Annotated in this window: 15 protein-coding genes; 6 read left to right on the top strand and 9 right to left on the bottom strand. The window is 35.8% G+C overall.

Features of this window, described 5'->3' with window-relative positions; genetic code table 11:
• The first annotated feature begins 32 nt into the window (after nucleotides 1-32).
• Nucleotides 33-944, top strand: a complete 912-nt coding sequence (locus AC2G3J_RS16630) for a glycosyltransferase family 32 protein (RefSeq protein ID WP_483770304.1) — start codon at nucleotides 33-35, stop codon at nucleotides 942-944.
• Nucleotides 945-1042: 98 nt separating this feature from the next.
• On the opposite strand, the gene AC2G3J_RS16625 is transcribed toward AC2G3J_RS16630, so the two are convergent.
• Genes AC2G3J_RS16625 through AC2G3J_RS16615 form a run of 3 tightly spaced genes read right to left on the bottom strand, consistent with a single transcriptional unit; the run spans nucleotide 1043 to nucleotide 4890 of the window.
• On the bottom strand, nucleotides 1043-2974 hold the full coding sequence (locus tag AC2G3J_RS16625; RefSeq protein WP_483770303.1) for an acyltransferase family protein: 1932 nt from the start codon (nucleotides 2972-2974) through the stop codon (nucleotides 1043-1045).
• Nucleotides 2975-3012: 38 nt separating this feature from the next.
• Nucleotides 3013-3930, bottom strand: a complete 918-nt coding sequence (locus AC2G3J_RS16620) for a WaaZ-like lipopolysaccharide core biosynthesis protein (protein ID WP_419359071.1) — start codon at nucleotides 3928-3930, stop codon at nucleotides 3013-3015.
• A gap of 54 nt (nucleotides 3931-3984) precedes the next feature.
• On the bottom strand, nucleotides 3985-4890 hold the full coding sequence (locus AC2G3J_RS16615; protein WP_336953402.1) for a glycosyltransferase: 906 nt from the start codon (nucleotides 4888-4890) through the stop codon (nucleotides 3985-3987).
• Between the two features lie 141 nt (nucleotides 4891-5031).
• Between AC2G3J_RS16615 and AC2G3J_RS16610 the strand changes: the two genes are divergently transcribed.
• Nucleotides 5032-5838 (top strand): glycosyltransferase family 25 protein, encoded by an 807-nt coding sequence (locus AC2G3J_RS16610; RefSeq protein WP_336953401.1) that lies wholly within the window; start codon nucleotides 5032-5034, stop codon nucleotides 5836-5838.
• 55 nt (nucleotides 5839-5893) lie between these two features.
• Here the strand turns inward: AC2G3J_RS16610 and AC2G3J_RS16605 are convergent, their stop codons facing one another.
• The 4 genes from AC2G3J_RS16605 to AC2G3J_RS16590 all read right to left on the bottom strand — a co-directional run bounded on the left by AC2G3J_RS16605 (nucleotide 5894) and on the right by AC2G3J_RS16590 (nucleotide 9864).
• A complete protein-coding gene (locus AC2G3J_RS16605) occupies nucleotides 5894-6757 on the bottom strand; it encodes a lysophospholipid acyltransferase family protein (protein WP_336953400.1) in 864 nt (287 codons plus the stop codon).
• Nucleotides 6758-6767: 10 nt separating this feature from the next.
• Nucleotides 6768-6986: a hypothetical protein gene (locus AC2G3J_RS16600; RefSeq protein WP_004723114.1), complete on the bottom strand. Its 219-nt coding sequence runs from the start codon at nucleotides 6984-6986 to the stop codon at nucleotides 6768-6770.
• Nucleotides 6987-7124: 138 nt separating this feature from the next.
• Nucleotides 7125-8909 (bottom strand): aspartate--tRNA ligase, encoded by a 1785-nt coding sequence (aspS, locus tag AC2G3J_RS16595; protein ID WP_336953399.1) that lies wholly within the window; start codon nucleotides 8907-8909, stop codon nucleotides 7125-7127.
• A gap of 193 nt (nucleotides 8910-9102) precedes the next feature.
• On the bottom strand, nucleotides 9103-9864 hold the full coding sequence (locus tag AC2G3J_RS16590; protein ID WP_419359072.1) for a DUF4184 family protein: 762 nt from the start codon (nucleotides 9862-9864) through the stop codon (nucleotides 9103-9105).
• A 137-nt stretch (nucleotides 9865-10001) separates the two neighbouring features.
• Here AC2G3J_RS16590 and znuD point away from each other — a divergent pair, with 137 nt between their 5' ends.
• From znuD to AC2G3J_RS16575, 3 genes are all read left to right on the top strand, one after another.
• A complete protein-coding gene (znuD, locus tag AC2G3J_RS16585; RefSeq protein WP_483770302.1) occupies nucleotides 10002-12116 on the top strand; it encodes a zinc piracy TonB-dependent receptor ZnuD in 2115 nt (704 codons plus the stop codon).
• Nucleotides 12117-12466: 350 nt separating this feature from the next.
• Nucleotides 12467-13930 (top strand): phospholipase D family protein, encoded by a 1464-nt coding sequence (locus AC2G3J_RS16580; RefSeq protein WP_419328089.1) that lies wholly within the window; start codon nucleotides 12467-12469, stop codon nucleotides 13928-13930.
• Nucleotides 13931-14006: 76 nt separating this feature from the next.
• Nucleotides 14007-14753, top strand: a complete 747-nt coding sequence (locus AC2G3J_RS16575; RefSeq protein ID WP_483770301.1) for a hypothetical protein — start codon at nucleotides 14007-14009, stop codon at nucleotides 14751-14753.
• A gap of 76 nt (nucleotides 14754-14829) precedes the next feature.
• Here the strand turns inward: AC2G3J_RS16575 and AC2G3J_RS16570 are convergent, their stop codons facing one another.
• The gene (locus AC2G3J_RS16570) at nucleotides 14830-15279 is read right to left on the bottom strand and encodes a hypothetical protein (protein ID WP_336953394.1); all 450 of its coding nucleotides are present in this window, start codon (nucleotides 15277-15279) and stop codon (nucleotides 14830-14832) included.
• Between the two features lie 169 nt (nucleotides 15280-15448).
• Between AC2G3J_RS16570 and AC2G3J_RS16565 the strand changes: the two genes are divergently transcribed.
• The gene (locus tag AC2G3J_RS16565; RefSeq protein WP_483770300.1) at nucleotides 15449-15946 is read left to right on the top strand and encodes an RcnB family protein; all 498 of its coding nucleotides are present in this window, start codon (nucleotides 15449-15451) and stop codon (nucleotides 15944-15946) included.
• 161 nt (nucleotides 15947-16107) lie between these two features.
• Here AC2G3J_RS16565 and AC2G3J_RS16560 read toward each other — a convergent pair whose 3' ends face one another.
• Nucleotides 16108-16602, bottom strand: coding sequence for a phosphate-starvation-inducible protein PsiE (locus tag AC2G3J_RS16560; RefSeq protein ID WP_336953392.1), 495 nt, complete (start codon nucleotides 16600-16602; stop codon nucleotides 16108-16110).
• Nucleotides 16603-16624: the final 22 nt, after the last annotated feature.

Below are 16624 nucleotides of genomic sequence, written 5' to 3'. Positions count from 1 at the left end.
ATTGCTTTAGGTAAACGTTGTGGATCTATTATATGAAAATTTTTAAAAAATTATTTTATTTAGCTAAATTTCATATGATGTACTATTATAAAATTAGACATACCAATAAAAAAATTGATAATTATGCAGGACAGCTCATTTTTAATCCTGTTACTACTTCTATTGAGTTACCTAAAAAAATTTGGATTTATTGGGAAGGAGGTTTCCCAGAGTTTGTAGAAAAATGTGTCGAAAATATTCGTGAAAAAAACCCATCTTATCAAGTATATGTACTTAACCCAAAAAATGTAAGTGAGTACAGTGATATTGATTTTTCTTTATTGAAGGATGCGACGCCTCAACAAAAGGCTGATCTACTCAGATTTGATCTTTTATATCAGCATGGTGGGATCTGGTTAGATGCCAGTATAATTCTTTATGATAATTTGGATTGGATTACTGAACTGATGCAAAATAATCAGACAGAATGTTTTTCTTATTACCGAAAAAAAAATACTACGAATATCGATTATCCAGTATTGGAGAATTGGTTATTGGCAAGTGTTAAAAAAAATGTTTTCTTTAAGCATTGGTATGATGAATTATATTTAGCAATTCAACAAACGCCTAAATGCTATGTACAAAATATTCAAAAAACTGAAAAAAATAGCAAAGATATTTTTCAAAGAATTAGTAATTTGGAATATTTAGTGGCTTATGTCGCATGTCAGAAAGTGCTCAGACGATCTTTCCCAAGCATTACTTTAATCGATTGTGATGAAAATGCCTTTTACTACCAAGTGAAAAATCGCTGGGTAAAAGAAAAGATTTTGATTGATATGGCAATTAATTATCCAGCTGAAGAATATCCTAAGTTAATAAAACTTGCAGGAAAAGAGCGTAATTATTTATGCCAATATTATGATAAAGGAATGTATTTTAAAGGATCTTTTATTGATTTTTAACTTAGAACTCATTCAATCATGTTAAAAAATAAGCTTTGATCTCTTTTCTGAAATCAAAGCTTATTTAGACTAAAATCCTAGCTGACCCAAATTTTTAACTAGTTTGAAGTAGATAAAAACTGTTTAAGTACTTTATATTTAGGCTGTTGAGTAAAATACTCTTCAGAGGACAGTGAACCAAAAACAGATAAATGGCGACCATCCAAAGAGTAAGGAATACTTTCTTTTGCCATATGATTTGGTTTAAACAAATCTGCTTGAGTGAGCAATAACGTATTTGGATAGTGCTGAGTCGTATCTGTAATGAGCCGTGAAGCATTTTTTTGCTGTTTAGCTTTAACATTATCAAAATAACTATTTAGATTGAAATTTCGATGTAACCACAATGACCGTTTGTATAACATGCTAATGTTTGCATCAAATGCATAAGGCTCAGACATTACAATCACTTTCTTATGTGATTGATTCGCTAGTTCGAGCAAATTTTTAAAACTTTGTTCTTGATGCTGTTGCACAATATCGGACCAGCGACCTGCAAAAATTAATACACTATATCGATCTATATTGTTTTTTAAGTAATTTCGATTAATCATACATTGCTGGTAGGCCGTTGAATTCTTATCCCCTGTGAATTGATCATCCGTACTTGGATAACACCAATTTGTAGTAATTGCATGGATATTTAAGTTGAGTTTTTTACCCAGATAATGCCAAAAGGGAATATTATGTCCAGCAAAAGAATCACCAAATAAAAGTACTTTTTGAGCATCAGTTTGTTTCGATCCAATATGACATTCAAGTCCTTGTTGACCTACCTTAAGGCTGTGATCATCTTTAATATTATAAAAACACCAGCCATTGGAAACCTTTGGCATTTCAAGTTTTTCATTGTGTTTTAAATAGAGTGAATCGGCACGATTTTTTAAACCGTCTTTATTTATATATGAATAGAGTGTGGATGAAGAGATCAGGATGATAAAGAATAATAAATAGCAGTAATATACCTTAATACTGACTAAATATTTTCTTGAACTTTCAATATATTTATAGCTTAACCAGCCTAAAATAAAAGAGATCAGAATCCCTAGACTAATATTGACTATGTTTTTTTCAAAGAAAAAATATCCAAGTAAAAAGGCAACTGGCCAATGCCACAAATAAATAGAGTAAGAAGCACTGCCTATATTTTGAATAAATTTAAATTTGGTGAAAACTGAATTTTGTTGGTTAGCAATAAGAATAAGCATCGTTCCAATTACAGGAACTAATGCGTTATAACTTGGCCAGATTGTATTTTGACCAAACAGGACTAAGCTTAGTGCAATGAATGAAAAACCAACAAGTTCAAAAAAATATTTTATGGGTTGAGTTGGCGTATATGTTCTAAAATAATAATAAGCCAAGCCACCCGCAAGCAACTCCCAAGCACGAGAGGTGAGCTTAAAAAAAGCATAGATTGAGTCTTTAGAAGAGATATAAATTGAGAAGCTTAAAGATGAAATACATAATAAAATTAAAAATATTCCTAAGAATTTTTTATTTTGAATAATTTTAAAATATAAATAAACAAGAATAGGAAATAATATATAAAATTGCCATTCTACTGATAAAGACCATGTATGAAGTAAGGCCTTATCATGAGAACTTACTGCAAAATAATCACCTGCTTGACGATAATATAAGTCATTAGATAAAAAACTTAGACTATATTTTGCATCTTTAGCAAACAGTTTGAAGTCTTCTGGGATGAAAAAAAACCATCCGCAAATTGTCATGATTAAGATGACAAAGAAAAGTGCAGGAAAAATTCGTGTGATTCTTGCTAAATAAAAGTTTATAAAAGAAAAACTATTTTTTTCAAGGTTCTCAATAATGATTTTGGTCATTAGATAACCAGAAATAACAAAGAAAACATCGACACCTAAGAATCCAGCAGAAAATCCTGAAACCCCAAAATGGAATAGAACAACAAGTATTACAGCATAGGCGCGAAGCCCGTTGATATCATCACGGAAATTTTTGGTTTGCATATTAAAAACAAATTAAGAGCTAAGGTGAATCCAAAACTTTATAAAAGCTTTGGATCTAATTTCTCAAAAGACTCTATCGCACTTTTCAGTGAAAGATTGTAAACTTTAATATTCTGCTTGTTTAAATAGTGAGAAGCGGCCTCAAATGCTGGAAATATTTCCGTTAAGTATTGGTCAAGCATCGTTGGTTGTTTGTTACCGCTTTTTTCATAAAAACGTGGTTGATTAAAGTTATTCATATCTAAACCTGCTAAATAAATTTCTTCATAAGACAGAGAATAAATAATTTGTAATGCGACATATGACACTGTGAAATAATCAAAAATGGAATCACGAATATGCAGAGAAAATCCTTTACCATCTTCTAAATAAAAATAGTCTTGATGGGGATTAATAGTGAGACGGGGACCTAAAAATCGCTCAGTTACACCATCCGTAATCGTTTCAATGACTTTGATCTGACATTTAATTTGGTCAGGATTGATTCTTCTTAGAATGATGTCTAGACAGCGATGAGTGGTGAAAAAAGTACATTGACTTTGAAGTACTTTGAGTACTAAATCAAAACGATTTTTAGTAAAATTAAAGTCGATAATGACATAATATTTAAATTGAACATAGTCCAATGAGATTGAACCATTAATTCCGATATAATCTATATCTTGTCTTTTAAAAACATCTTCTGGGCATTTCTGAACGGAAGGACCAGTTGCAACCAGCATGCTTTTTTTACAAGAGCGTGTAGGCATAACTGAATTGTCAGCAATGAGTTTCTTACGAAAATACACCTGATCAATTCCACCAAGTTCATTCCTTTTAACGGAATAATAAGGCCAGTATTTACGATTATGTCGATGTGTTTTAGGATGGCTATGTTTATAAATAAATTTATAGATATTTCTTAAAACAAAATTTGAAAAGAATAATTGAATCGATTTTGGTGTTTTATGGTTCATATAGAGTCGTAATGAGAAAAGGATTGAAGATGGATAAAATGTCTATTCGACAATTTATCCATCTAAAGTAAATGTGGGCTTTTTAAATTTAGCTTTAATTTTTCGGATTTGCTTACTCAACCAATTGGTTTCTTGGTCTGGGCGAGTCACTTTATTCCCTTGGTAGTTAATTTGAGTTGCTTTTGAAAAAGTTCCAAAAGGTTCAATTAAATAATTTTCAGGTTTATAGCCAAGCTCTAGTGCTTCCGCATAATATTGATCAAATAACTCAACTAAATCTTGGCGAGGATGAGGCATTATTTTGCCATCAAACCAATGTTTTTGATTCGCTTTGGCAAGACGTGGAATTGCATATTTATGACTAAATTGAGTTCCCATGTCCGAGTAGTGTAATACTTTAATTTGTTCGATCGCTAAGTCTTCACCATCAATATTATTATAAGAATCTTGATAAGGTTCAACTAATTGAGGCTTGTCTTTGATAAGACGCATTAAATTTTTATGACTCTCTGGATTAGTGCGGATTTCATCAAGTGGTGGGAGGTATTGTTTGGCTTTCTCACAATCCCATACACAAGTACATAAACGCGCTGTACTTTTCCCGCCTTTAGCGATAACGATTGCATCATTATTCATAGGGTGTGACCAAAGTTCTGCAATATCACAGAGTACGACCACATCAGCATCCATATAAATTGCGCGACCTGTGAAATTACATAACTCAGGTATTGCCCAACGGAAACCAGAAAAAGGTGTTGCCCATTTTTCTGTAGACCATCCATTACCTGTTTCTTGGTCGCTATACCACGGACTATTTATGTCATGACTAAGTTGCATCCAAATAAATTCAACATTATGCTGTGTATGTTTACGAACACTATGTTCTAATACCATGAGTTGTTCAAGATCACAGTTATTTGGATCGCAACCTACAAAAATTTTAATGTTTTCACTAATCATTATTTATAGCCCCTAAATCACATTTATTAGAGTGGTGCCGTATAGTATATCGCTAAATGCGATTAATTTAAATGAACATTGATCTTTATCGTGGAGTCGATCTCAAAATTAAATTTATGAGTAATTGTTGTAAGAGTTTTTATGAAAAAATTTGTCATTAGTTTATCAACTGCTCAAGAGCGCCGTAAGCATATTGTAGCTGAATTTACAAAACAAGAAGTAGATTTTGAATTTTTTGATGCGATTACGCCTGTGAATATAGACATCGCGACATCTAAACTTGGCCTGGTCGGGTATACAACAGCTTTACACCAAAATGAAGTCGGTTGCTTGCTGAGCCATATGCTGTTATGGAAAAAAGCAATAGATGAGCAACTCGATTATATTGCAATATTTGAAGATGATATCTATTTAGGTGATCATGCAAAAGATTTTTTATTGGATGATGTATGGATTCCAAAAGAATGTTCTGTGATTAAGTTAGAGGTCTTTTATAAAAAAATTGGTGTAGCGTTAAAACAACATAATCTCTCGGCTCCCGATGCCCGTAAGCTATTGTTATTACGTGAAGCGCATATGGGATGTGGCGGATATATCATATCGCAAGATGTAGCAAAAAAATTGCTGAATTTTATTGTTGAATCGAAAGCATTAATCCCTGTGGATCATTTTTTGTTTAGAGAGTGCCCAGAGCTAGAAGTGTATCAGCTTAGCCCCGCATTGTGTATTCAGGATATGATATTGACGAATGGTAATACACAGTTTCCAAGTGCCTTGGAAGAAGTTAGAAATATTAGAAAAGGGAAGTATCTAAAAAAGAAAAAATTGAAATTTAGTGATAAATTGAAAAAAGAATGTTCAAGAGTTATTAGACAAATTCAAAAAATGATGATTAAGCTGGCAAAATTTAGACAAGGCATTCGGACTGTGAAAATAAAATTTCGTTGAAACTAATGTTTTAGCTGTTAATTTTTGAAGTTCTGTTTGGTGGACATGAATTTGCTTATTTATACAAATTCCTGCCACCCTCTAATTTCCTAAATCGTTTATAGCCCCATAAATACTGTTCAGGAGCAATACTAATCATTCGTTCCATTTCTTTATTCAAGGTATCGACTGAAAGCTGTAAATCTTTAGAATTAATATTTTGTGATAGTGCGGTAAAATGTAAATCAAAACCTGAGAAATCAGAGCGGCGAACACAAGTTAAACCCACGACGGAACATTGGGTTTTTGCAGCAAGCTTTGAAAGTAAAGTTGATGAAAATGCTTTTTGCCCATAAAACTCAGAATAAATACCGCCAGACTCTTTGGGGATATGGTCGGGAAGGATGGCAGTAAATCCACCTTGTTTTAAATGTTTAAATAAGGCCCGTACACCAGTATCATCAGTGGGTACTAATGTTGCATTTAAGCGTTGGCGAGACTCTAACATAAATCGATCTAAGTCTTTATCTCTACTTGGTTTATACATGATAACAGGATGAGTATGTTGGTTGATCCACGCATTCATGAGCTCCCATGCTCCAAAATGGGGTACCACACCAATACAGCCATTGGGATTCTTCAAGGCATTGAGAAAAATATCAGCATTATAAACCTGTTTAATTTGGGCTAAGGCGAATTCTGGAGAAGATCCCCAAATTTTAATTGACTCTGCATAAGTCATACATTGGCTTTTTAAACTGGCCTTAATCAGTTGATTGCGTTGTTGTTCATCAAGCTCGGGATACGCTGCTGTTAAATTCAATGCAGTGGTACGTTTTGCTGAAGAATTACTCATAAACAATAAATTCCCCACACCTCTAGCAATACTTTGTATCATCCCTAGAGGTAATCGAGAGAAAGTTTTAAGTAGCTTATACATTTAATTAATATTAGTCGCGATCAGCATTGCCTTTCAACACCAAATAAATTAGTGCTGAAATAATAAAGAAACCAGCAATAAAACTGCTCATGCTGAAATATAGAATACGTTGATAAGTATCTAAATTAAACAACTGATGGCTTAGGATATAACGCATAAATCCCCATTGAACCACTGAAAATACAATGATAATAATTGTATGACGAAGTACATTAGGTCGCATAGCCATAGGTTTTCACCTCAAAAGTTAACAGCGATAGTATGCCATTTATGAGAACTTATCTCAATTAGAACCTATCGAAATAAAATGCATATGAAAAACAGAAAACCCTGCATAAAGCAGGGTTTTTGATGAAACAATTAAAAATTATTTAGATTCTTCAGCTTTCGGTTTTTCGCGTAAACGAATACCCAAGTCACGCAATTGATTTGGTTCAACTGGTGCAGGTGCTTGAGTTAATGGACACTCAGCAGTTTTGGTTTTCGGGAAAGCAATCACGTCACGGATAGATGATGAACCTGTCATCAACATCACTAAACGGTCTAGACCGAATGCTAAACCACCATGAGGCGGTGCACCGAATTTTAAAGCATTTAATAAGAAACTGAATTTTTCTTCAGCTTCTTCTTCGCCAATACCTAAAGCTTCAAAAATTGCTTTTTGCATTTCTAAAGTGTAGATACGTAATGAACCACCACCGATTTCGGTACCATTCAATACCATATCGTAAGCAACAGAAAGTGCTGCACCAGGATTGCTTTTCACTTCTTCAACACTTGATTTTGGAAGTGTGAACGGGTGGTGAACAGATGTCCATTTACCATCATCAGTTTCTTCGAACATTGGGAAGTCTACGACCCAAAGTGGCGCCCACTCGGTTGTTGACATGTTCATGTCATGACCGATCTTGATACGTAAAGCACCCATTGCATCATTTACAACTTTGGCTTTATCTGCACCAAAGAATACGATGTCACCGTTTTCAGCACCAACACGCTTTAACAAATCAAGCACGATTGGTTCGATGAATTTAACGATTGGAGATTGAAGACCTTCGATGCCTTTTTCAAGTTCGTTGACTTTAATATAAGCTAAGCCTTTCGCCCCATAAATTCCAACGAATTTAGTGTATTCATCGATTTGGCTACGTGGCAATGAGCCTGCACCAGGTACACGAAGTGCCACAATACGACCTTTAGGATCTTTTGCTGGGCCTGCAAATACTTTGAACTCAACGTCTTGCATCATGTCCGCAACGTCTACAAGTTTCAAAGGAATACGTAAGTCTGGTTTGTCAGATGCATAATCACGCATTGCATCGGCATAAGTCATGCGCTGGAATTTGTCGAATTTCACACCAAGAAGTTCATTGAACATCTTAACGGTCATGCCTTCCATCAAATCCATAATATCGTCATCGTTTAAGAACGATGTTTCGATGTCGATTTGAGTAAATTCAGGTTGACGATCGGCACGTAAGTCTTCGTCACGGAAACATTTTGCGATTTGGTAATAACGATCTACACCACCAACCATCAACAATTGTTTAAACAATTGTGGTGATTGAGGGAGCGCATAAAAGCTACCATTTGAAACACGGCTAGGCACTAAATAGTCACGCGCACCTTCAGGTGTTGCACGTGTCAAAATGGGTGTTTCAACATCCAAGAAGCCGTTTTCATCTAAGTAGTTACGAATTAACGTGGTCACTTTAGAGCGGAAACGTAAACGGTCAATCATTTCTGGACGACGAATATCGAGGAAACGATATTTCAGACGGATTTCTTCAGAAATATTGGCATTTTCATCATTCAATGGGAATGGTGGAGTTTCAGATGCAGCAAGAACTTCGATTTCTTTACCTAAAACTTCGATTTGACCACTCACCATATTGGCATTTTCGGTGCCTTCATAGCGACGACGTACACGTCCTACAATTTTTAATACATATTCTGAACGTGCTTTATCCGCAGTTGCAAATGCTTCTGGAGTATCAGGATCGATGACGACTTGAACGAGACCATCACGATCACGCATATCAAGGAAAATCACTCCACCGTGGTCACGACGACGATGTACCCAGCCACAAAGTGTTACAGTCTGGTCAATTTGAGCTTCGGTTAAAGAACCGCAATAATGAGTTCGCATCATAGCGTTAAAAATCCAACTATATGGGTTAAGGAAGCGAGTACGTAAACAGCGCATCGCCTAAAAATGTAATGTGAGATTATGCCTCTTTGAGAGGTGAGTCACAAGGACTTGGGGCAAAAACTACCACATTGCAGAATAAATTTAAGCTAATTCCGAGAAAGTTTAAGTGACTCAATCGGCAAATAGAGCATCATTAAAAATATTTTTTATAATTTAAATAATGAAATAGTAGACAGCCAAAAGTAAAACAAAGAACAGAAGCTTGAGTAAAGGTTTTCATAAAGAAACCAATCAGTACATACAAATCAGTGTCTTGAGGAGCTAATCCTGTGATTTTGGCAATGTAAACATAATAAATGCAACCGCTAAAAAAAGAGGTTGTAAATAAGGCTATACAGAATATTTGTATTTTAGGATTTCGTATTTGATTGACTTTATATTTAAAAAAGTAATGTAACCCCATCCACATTAAAAACGGTAAAGCCACAACAGAACAGCCGATTTGTAGGACTTTATGCATAGGATAAATACGATCAAACATACTGACAGGTTGGGCTAAAAACTCTTTAAAAGCGAAAGTTCGAAAATCTAAATGGGTTAAACCGTCCCAAATAATATGAGTTGCTGTACCTAAGATAATCGCCAACACTATCCAAATTAGAAATTGAAAAAAATTTGAAAAAGAAGCAATGTTTAATGGTTTTTGAATGCCTAAAAACTTAAATAATAATGGGCGATATAAACTATACCAAAGCAAGCAGAACAATAATCCCACCAATAAATCTGGATAGATGATTCCTTTGAATTGATGATTTAAATAAATTTCAGTTTTAACCAATACTCTATACAAATCTGGTGTCATTGTGCCAATTGCGAGTGCAGCAATCGGTAAGCGATTTCCTGAAAGTTTGGACAAAGGCGGCGCTAAAATAGCATGTGAAAGTGTGAAGGGCATTAGGATATTAAAAAGTTAAGCAATGGTTTTGATCTGATTCTATATAAAAAGCCAAAGAGCAAATGTTTTTTATTGCAAAAATATTGAAATGTTATAATATAACGTAATTCAAAAATACTGAGCTTTGAGAGCATCCCATGTCTTTTACCAAAAGCGCCCTAACACTTTCCATTTCTGCAGTTATTTCAACTTCTATTTGGGCGGAAGATCAAATCAATACTGCAAAAAATCCACAACAATTAGAGACCATTACAGTTGTTGGGCATCCCTTGGTCCGTTCAAGCCAAGATTTTGGTGTTGCAGATGAAACTGTTTCACGTGAAAAACTACAACAGGCTGGCACGACCTTAGGCGAAGCACTCAAAGATGAACTAGGGATTTATTCCAATACATTTGGGGCTGGCTCAAGTCGTCCTGTAATTCGTGGGCAAGAGGGTGCGCGGGTTAAAGTGACTCAGAATGCAACAGAAACCATGGATGTTTCAAGCTTGTCACCAGATCATGCTGTCACTGTAGATCCGCAACTTGCACAAAAAATTGAAGTTATTCGTGGACCATCAACATTATTATATGGGGCTGGGTCTGTGGGTGGCTTAGTCAATGTGGTTGACAGCAAGATTCCGACAGTGATGCCTGAAAATGGTTATGAAGGCAATGTTGGTCTGCGTTATAACACGGGCAACGATGAAAAAATGGCAAATGCTGGGGTGACTGTTGGATTAGGTTCAAATGTTGCATTACGTGTAGAAGGTTTAAAACGTGATGCCAATGATTACATTACCCCGAACTATATAGTAACAGAAGAACATGGTGATCATGCACATAGTACAAAAGAGCGTCGAGTTGGCAATACATTTTCAGAGTCTGAAAATGTAAATGTGGGCTTATCTTGGATCGGTGAACGTGGTTTTGCGGGTGTGTCTTATAGCAACCGCCAAGATCAATACGGTTTACCTGGACATAGTCATGAATATGAGTCATGCCATTTACATGGTTTATCACTCCACTGTGGTGGGCACGATGATGATCATGCAGGCCATGACCATGATGAAGGACATGGACATGGGCATGGTGAGGAAGAGCATGATCATGCTGAAGCAGGGCCATGGATTGATATGAAAACAGAACGTTATGATTTCCGTTCTGAGCTCAATGAACCTTTTGCTGGCTTTAAAAAACTTCGTGCACAAGCAAGTTATACCGACTATCAACATGATGAAATTGAAGGAAGTACAGCAATGACAACCTTCAAGAGCAAAGGTTATGAAGGTCGTGTTGAGTTGTTACACAATCCGATTGCTGCTTGGGAAGGCGTGTGGGGTGTTCAAGCCAGCCAGCAAAAATTAGATATCACAGGTGAAGAAGCGGTTCTTGCGCCAAATAAAACCCAAAAATATAGTGTATTTGGCTTAGAGCATCGCCAATTTGGTGATTTTCATGTGGAATTAGGGACTCGTTTTGATCATCAAACAGTGGATGTTGATTCAGCTCAAAAAGACTTTGATGGTAATGCATTCTCATATTCTGGTGCTGTGAATTGGGCATTTGCACCAAATTACACGCTCTCTTTAACGGGTTCTCATCAAGAGCGATTGCCTTTAGCACAAGAACTTTATGCTGATGGAAAGCATTATGCGACCAATACTTATGAATTGGGCAATCAAGACTTAAATAAAGAGAAGTCAAACAATGTGGAATTAGGTCTTCATTATGACAATGACAAGTTGAGCTATCATGTACATGTCTATCAAAATTGGTTTGATAACTATATTTATGCCAAAACTTTGGATCAATACGAAAACTTCCGTTTGATCAAATACAGTCAAGATAAAGCCAAGTTCTACGGGACAGAAGGTGAAGTCGCTTATCAGTGGAATGATGTGTATAAAACCAGCCTGTTTGGTGACTATGTACGCGGTAAAATTGAAGATGAAAATGCACCACGTGTTCCTGCTGGTCGTTTAGGCGCTCGTGTAAATGCTGAGTTTGATGAGCGTTGGTCTGGTTTAGCAGAATATTCACATGTGTTTAACCAAGATAAATTTGCGTCTTATGAACAAGAAACCAAAGGTTATAACATGGTGAACCTAGGTGTTGCTTATCAATATCCTTTGGCCAACAAACAAGAAGCGAAAGTATTCTTTAAAGCCAACAACCTGTTGGACGAGAAGATTTATGAACACACTTCTTTCTTATCGAATATTCCACAAATTGGACGTAACTTTGTCATAGGTATGGACTATAAGTTCTAATTATTTGCAATCATTCACCAAATCGTTATTGAAAAATAAAGGAATTCGACCTAGGCTCTAAGGGTCTGCCAATACTTCATCTGTATTTGCGACAACGAGTGTTTTTTAGAGGATACAAGGCATGATCTATGAAATTTAGTGATCTAAATGAGTAGGTCATAACGATGTAGCATCAAAAAACACTCTAGTCCCTCAAGGGTTGTAGTTAAAATTATCTCAAACATCGTTATGAAACTTGAAAATAGTCTCGCTATTCTCTTCATTTTATGCCTCGTTTGCTCAATTTTAGCCGACAACGCAAGTTATATATGAAATGTTGACAGCCCCTAAATTGGTCTAGGTCTTTTCTTATGCGTATCTTTAATAAAATTCAAAACAAACTGAATTGGTCAAAACGTCGCTATTTCGGCATTATTATCGGCATATTGGCCTTAGGATATCTCTCATCTGCGATTTATCATGTTTATAAACCGCTTCCTAAAGGGCTGAATTTTACCGGACCATTGCGTCATGCCAATGTAAAATTTATTGCCGATGAAACTTATATTGATGCGCAAGGGAAGCAGCAACTTGATCAACATATCTTTGATCAAGTGTTACAGCTGATTAAGCAAGCCAAGACCACCATTGTGATCGATATGTTTCTATTTAACAGTGAAGTCGGCGATTCTAAAGTTCAGCAACGAGAATTAACCAAGCAATTAACCCAAGCCTTGATTAATGAAAAAATTGTAAACCCAAGCTTAGAAATTAAGTTTATTACCGATCCTATCAATTCTGTTTATGGTGGAATTCAGCCTGAACAATATCGTCAATTACGTTTAGGCGGTATTGATGTGATTGAAACGAATTTAACACCACTCCGCGCATCTAATCCTACTTGGTCTGGAATATGGTATTTATGTTGTCAGGATATTGGCAATAATCCAAATAAAGGCTGGCTGAATAATCCATTTGGTAAAGAAAAAATTACAGTCCGTAGTTATTTAAATTTATTTAATTTTAAAGCCAATCATCGTAAAACCATCGTGGTCGATACAGCGGAAGGTTGGAAAACCATCGTCACATCCGCCAATCCTCATGATGGTAGTTCACGTCACTCTAACATTGCATTAATGGTTGACGGGGCAACTGCAACAGATATTTTAAATACTGAACAAACCGTCGCGCATATGTCGGGAGGAGATACGCCTTTTGTTGCCTTTGGCAAACTACCTGAAAATCCGAATGATCCTCAGGTTCAAGTACTCACTGAAAAAGCAATTTATGATGCAGTCTTAAACATGTTGGCATCAGCAAAAGCCAATGATCAAATTGATTTAGCCATGTTCTATTTGTCAGAGCGCCAAATTATTAAAGGTTTAGTTGCTGCCAAGCAACGTGGAGTGAAATTACGTATCTTGCTTGATCCCAATAAAGATGCATTTGGTCGTCAAAAAAATGGTATCCCAAACCGTCAAGTGGCTTCAGAGTTAAATGACGCAGGAATTGATGTGCGTTGGTGTAATACCCAAGGTGAGCAGTGCCATAGTAAAATGATCGTAAAGCATAATGCGCAATCTGCGGAAATGATTTTAGGTTCTGCCAACTTTACCGCACGTAATTTAAAAAATTATAATTTGGAAACTGATTTACGCGTGGTTGGCAATCCACAACAACAAGTCTTTATCGATGCTGAACAGTATTTTAATACGGCTTGGTCAAACTTAAATGGTCGTCAAATGAGTGTGGATTACAGCAAATACGCTGATGAGTCAAAACTTAAATACGGGGTTTACCGTTTTATGGAATGGAGTGGTTTGTCGACGTTTTAGTATTTATTTTGCCTAGATTCCTTTATCAATGAGGGAGTCTAGGTGGATAAGAAAAAGATAAGCAGAGTTAGAGTAAATGATTGAAACAATAAAAATATACTTAAATATTTATCAGCAGTTGATAGAAAAGTTTATTGAAAAAGAACAATTATCGATTCAGCAAAAAGATTTAATTTTTAAATCGTTAGCCACTCAGGTTGACATTGACATGCTCTCTAAGTTTGAAACACTCAATCAAGTTGAAATACCAATTGAATATAAAAGATTTTTAACTGAAATTGGTAATGGTACAGGGGATACCTGGGAAAGTGCTGGGATAGGACCTGATCTGGGAATTTTAAAAGTAATATTCCATAAGGACCAATGTCTAATTTTGGGGGATATTTTAATTGACCTGCAAACACCATTTCCATTTGTCGATGCATATAATTTGGAAAATTGGGAGGAACTTGCTGAGCAGTTTAACCAGTGGTTAGAAAAGTATAATACTGAATTTAGAGATAAATTATTTCAGCGCATCGAACCAACAACCGAAGAGTTTGAAAGATTTATTCAGCATCATGGTGAAAATCCACGTGATCAGTATTATGAAAACTTTGAACTCAATGGGATTTTGCCTATTTGTGGTATTGGTTGTGGTGAATATTATTTTTTAGTCATTAATGGACCATCAAAAGGTGAGATATGGATCGATTCTCGAGATCTATGGGGTGGGATTGCGCCTATATTGGATGAGAGTGGAAGTAGACAAAAATTTGATAGTTGGTATTTCAATTGGTTGAAAGCAGAAGTACTGCATTTGCAAAATAAATTAAAAATATAAGTGAGTAAGAAGCTCAAGTCGATATTTGAGCTTCTTACCGCATAATTCTAAATTTTTGAGATTCATGTAGATTGAATTACTGCGGATTTGGTGGAACTAACTCATCCAAATCTTTATTTGAAATATGATCTAACTCATGTAAATCAGTTTTGATTTTCCATTGGCTTTCATCATCTACAGGTTTTGGGAGACGTGCCTCTAACCAGTCACACACCACATCAGGTGAAAAATCTGCATGGTTACATTGAATCACCCAAGCTAAAAATTGTTTCGCCTCACCATTCATATACGGAGGAGGAGATACGGGTAAAAACTGAGTCGGAAGACGTTCATTTTTAGAAATATAATTTAAAACGTGACCAAGTTCTTGCACAGTTTGCCAGGCTAAAGGGTGGTCAATATTGATTTGAAATTTAAACCACCATGCTTGTTTGCCATCTGAACCATAGCTATCAATAAATGCTTCTTGCACACTTGGGATTTTGCAAAAAAATTGATGTAAACGGTCAAAGCTCAGTTCAGCCACAATACAGCACTCATCAGATTAAAATTATATTTTATCAGATTGATGTCAGAATTTACCTAAGTTGATGTATAAACAATAAAGAAGATTAAATTTTGACTGCAATTCATCCATTATTTATCTTGAATGATATATTAAGCTGTTGTGTATACGTTCAAGTTTGGAGGTTGAAATGAAACAGATACTCAGTTTAAGTGTCTTGATGTTGATGCTTTCAGCAACTTCAACAATGACATGGGCAGACGCTAAAGATTGGGCGAATTATCTCAGTGTTGAGCGGCCTCAAAAGAAATATCCAACAACGACCTATAAATATACAGATCAATATGGCCGCCAAATGTCACAGGAGATTCCTGTTCGACCTCAATACCAGCATTCCTATCCAACGTACCCAAGTTATCCAAATAGGCCCTATCCGCATCCAAATGCCCCATATCCAAGTTACCCACCACAAAATGGTGTGACGATTATTTATAATCACCAGTTTCCAACTCAGACTGAGTATTCCGGTACTAGCTATGGTTATGTAAATGGAGAGGGCGGTCATATAGAAAGCTCACAATACACCTTAATTAGTGATTGGCGCCGTTATGGTTTACCTGATCCTCAGGTTGGTATGCATTGGATTTTCCAAAATGGTCGTTATTTACAAGTGCCTAATAATCGTTGAACATGATTTAAAAACGTCATTATGATCAATATGAATGCATACAAGAGTTTTAACATATTAAAAAGCCCCTTCTCCTTGTTGTTTTGCGCTCCAATAAAGTATTGTTTTGATTTTGCTTAGGAAGAAGGGCTTAGGTTTAGATTAAGAGGAGAGGGGGCAGACTAAGCCAACTCATCGTCTTCTGGTCGCGGTGTTTTACCGTGTGGTAATGATTTTTCAGTGTGCTTATCACGAATAACAGAAGGATATGTCCAAGAAGCATATCTCACGATCAAAATTGCAATGGCTAAGATTAAAACTGACCCTGTGATAATCACTAAATCCATATCGGCTTTATGGTCATGCTGAATATCTGAAATTAGTAATCGCGTGAGTGCGGTGATTGCGATATAGATTAAGAAACGTACAGGCATGTGATTGGTCTTAAAATAGATCCCCACCATTGCGCCTAATTCCAAATAGATGAATAATAACAAAATATCATCAATACTGGCGTATTGTTTCATGGTTAAAATTTCAATAATTGTATGTACCGCTGACCAAGCGATCATACAGCCAATGATAAACAACGCAATATAATGAAATGCTTCTACTGCAATATTGCCCAATTTATCGAGGAGGTTTTCTATTTTTTCTATACGTGGATCTTTATTCATAACATCCTCCATTTGCGTGTGT

The sequence above is a fragment of the Acinetobacter legionensis genome, from assembly GCF_057165765.1.
Note: the sequence above shows the minus strand (reverse complement) of the source record. Positions and strands in the feature narration are given on the sequence as shown.